The sequence below is a fragment of the Hallella mizrahii genome (genome assembly GCF_009695775.1).
GTDB lineage: Bacteria > Bacteroidota > Bacteroidia > Bacteroidales > Bacteroidaceae > Prevotella > Prevotella mizrahii.
Genome location: NZ_VUNG01000083.1, coordinates 1 through 2789, shown reverse-complemented (window position 1 = coordinate 2789; position 2789 = coordinate 1). Strand labels below are relative to the sequence as shown.

Annotated in this window: 3 protein-coding genes; all 3 read left to right on the top strand. The window is 51.6% G+C overall.

Translation table 11 applies throughout. The annotated features are described in order from the left end of the window. Positions 1–8: 8 nt before the first annotated feature. The 3 genes from istA to FYJ73_RS15450 are packed head-to-tail and all read left to right on the top strand — an operon-like array spanning position 9 to position 2621. The gene (gene istA, locus FYJ73_RS15460) at positions 9–1634 is read left to right on the top strand and encodes an IS21 family transposase (RefSeq protein ID WP_336509625.1); all 1626 of its coding nucleotides are present in this window, start codon (positions 9–11) and stop codon (positions 1632–1634) included. Continuing rightward, positions 1631–2437 carry an IS21-like element helper ATPase IstB gene (gene istB / locus FYJ73_RS15455; RefSeq protein WP_154535635.1) on the top strand — a complete coding sequence of 269 codons (807 nt, stop codon included), beginning with the start codon at positions 1631–1633 and terminating at the stop codon, positions 2435–2437. The genes istA and istB overlap by 4 nt, the downstream gene beginning before the upstream one ends. Next, entirely contained in the window at positions 2421–2621 is a 201-nt protein-coding gene (locus tag FYJ73_RS15450; protein WP_154535634.1) for a hypothetical protein, read from the top strand. Before istB ends, FYJ73_RS15450 begins: the two co-directional genes overlap by 17 nt. Positions 2622–2789 lie beyond the last annotated feature (168 nt).

Genomic DNA, 2789 nt, shown 5'->3' with positions numbered 1-2789 from the left:
ACTTAGTGATGTTCGAAGTCGCTAAAAAGACGATTATGCCTTACAAGACAGTAAACAATTTAATCTCATTTACCGCAATGTGGTACAAAATTAATGAATTATCTCGAAAGAACCTAACTCAGGTGCAGATAGCTGCACTGTTAGATGTCAATCGTTCGACGGTCCGCCGCTATCAGATGATGAGCGAGGCCGAGTTCAAGGAGCGCGTCCAGGGTATCCAGCTCCAGCGGAAGCATAAGTTGGACAGCTACCGCGGCTTTATCACCAAGGACCTCCAGGACGCGCCTTACCTGTCGTGCGCCCAGGTGAAAGACCACCTGCTGGAGAACTTCCCTGACATGCCGTATGTGTCAGACCGCACCGTGTACAATTACGTCATGCGTGTCCGTGAGGAGGAGGACATCCCTGTCATGTCCGAGCCGGTGCGCCAGATGCACAAGCTGCCGGAATGCGAGTATGGGGAACAGGCACAGGTTGACTATGGTGAGAAATGGCTGCGCACATCAAGCGGCCACCGTGTCAAGGTGCATGCCTTCGTCATGGTGCTGAGCCGCTCGCGTTACAAGTTCGTCTATCTGCAGAACGTTCCCTTCACCGCAAAGACGACAGTCTATGCCCATCACTTGGCCTTCAAATACTTCGGTGGCATGCCCCGGAAGATACTCTATGACCAGGACTGTAAACTGCTGTCTGACGAAAACTATGGCGACTACAAGACGACAGACGAGATGGCCAAGTTTATAGCAGAGGCGGGCTTTGAGCCTGTGTTCGCCATGCCCAGAGACCCTCAGACCAAGGGCAAGGTAGAGAATGCAGTAGGGTATGTGAAAAACAACTTTCTCCGTGGGCGTGTCTATCAGAACATAGAGCTGCTCAATGAGCAGGCCATCGGCTGGCTGGGCCGCACGGCAAACGCCAAGCCTCATGCGATGACACGGCTCGTTCCCGCTGATGTCTTCGAGGAGGAGCGCAAGCACCTTCTGCCCTATACGTTGTCGGTGGAAGAGCCCAAAGCTGATCTGCGCGCCTATACGGTAAGGAGCGACAATACCATCCTCTACCACAGCAACACCTACGATCTCCCGTCTGGTACTTACAAAGGGAAAGGCACCAAAGTACTCGTTTCCAAAGACTTGGACGCCAACCAGCTGGCCATCTATGACGAGGACAGCAACACGCTCATCACACGCCATGAAATCAGCCCCTTGAAGGGAATGCATATCACTATGGAGGGGCACGCGACCGTCAAGCAGCGTGACATGCTGGAATCAGAGAAGATACTGCACGAGTACCTTGGACAGTGGGGCGAGGACTGCATGCTCTCCAAGTTCCTTGCCGAGTTGAAGTACGATCGGCCGCGCTACTACGCCAAAAGCGTCAAGGCCATGGCCTCGTTCCTGACCAACTACAACAAGGACTCTGCCTTAGCTCTCGTCGAGCTCTATTCTGATCAAAAAGTCTATAATGCCGCCAAGATGGAGGAAATTGCCAAGGGACTCTGTAACCGGGAAACTGACTCGGCAGAACCCACCATCAAAGTAGTGCCGCCTGGACTCAACAAGCAGGACATCACGCCGGAGAAACGCTCCGTGAAGGATTATGAGCAGATCATTGGGGAAGGAGGTGCGGAATGAACGGCAACCTTATAACGGACGACATCCGTACGTACGCAAAGTGCCTTCGTCTGAGCAACTTCGCACAGAACTGCTCCGACTACTTCCACAAGGCGCAGATAGACAAGCCCACCTATCAGGACTTTATACTCAACGTCCTCAAGACCGAGGTGGAGGAACGCCAAAAAAGAGAGCTCCAACGGCGCATCAAGAAAGCGAAACTTCCGCGGTCCAGCAACCTCGACTCCTTCGACTTCAACCACAGCGCCGGTATTACGAGGATGCAGTTGGGGCAATTGCGTGAGCTGGCCTGGCTTGACCAGATGTACAACATCATCCTAATGGGACCGAGCGGGACAGGCAAAACCTACATAACGGGAGGTCTCATCCGGGATGCAGTGCTGAAGGGCTATAAGGCTCAGTTCATCCCCATGGACCAGCTGGTGGAAATACTGAGAATGAAGGATGTCTCAACCTCGGCAATGAGTGCATACAAGCACCTGACCAAGTGCAACCTCGTGGGCATCGACGACATCATGCTCATGCCGATGAAAAAGGAAGAGGCTGTGGCCTTCTTCAACCTGGTAAACCTCCTCTATGAGAATGCCTCGCTTGTCATAACCACGAACAAAGCACCCACGGAATGGGTGGAGATCCTGCAGGACGAGGTTCTGGCAACGGCACTCCTCGACCGCATCCTCTATCACTGCGACATCATCAAGCTCACCGGCTCCTCTTACCGTATGGAGAACCGCAGTGGCTTCCTTAACAAGAATACCTACAGTTCAACATCTAATCAGCAAAAAAATGAGACAGAAGAATGAGAGCCGTCTCTTCAACCAGATGTTGATAATGAGGGGAATCGAAGAGGAATACCAGCAGCTGTGCAAATCCGAGAAGTCGGTCAGCACAGAGCGTGTTGAGCTTCTCTTAGGCGAGGTAGATGCCTTCCTCGATGAAGTCCTTGCTATCCTCAGAGACGAGGGTGACAATGAGAAACCAGAATAAACCGTAACAAAAAGAACAGACTTCGAACACCTGCGCAGCTACCAAGGGAAACCTTGGTACTGCGCCATCTTAATTGCCAAAACGCATCAATAATGCTACATCTTAATTGCCGAAGAATGCTATATGTTATTTTTCTTAAAAATGTTGCATGAAAATTTGCTGATTACA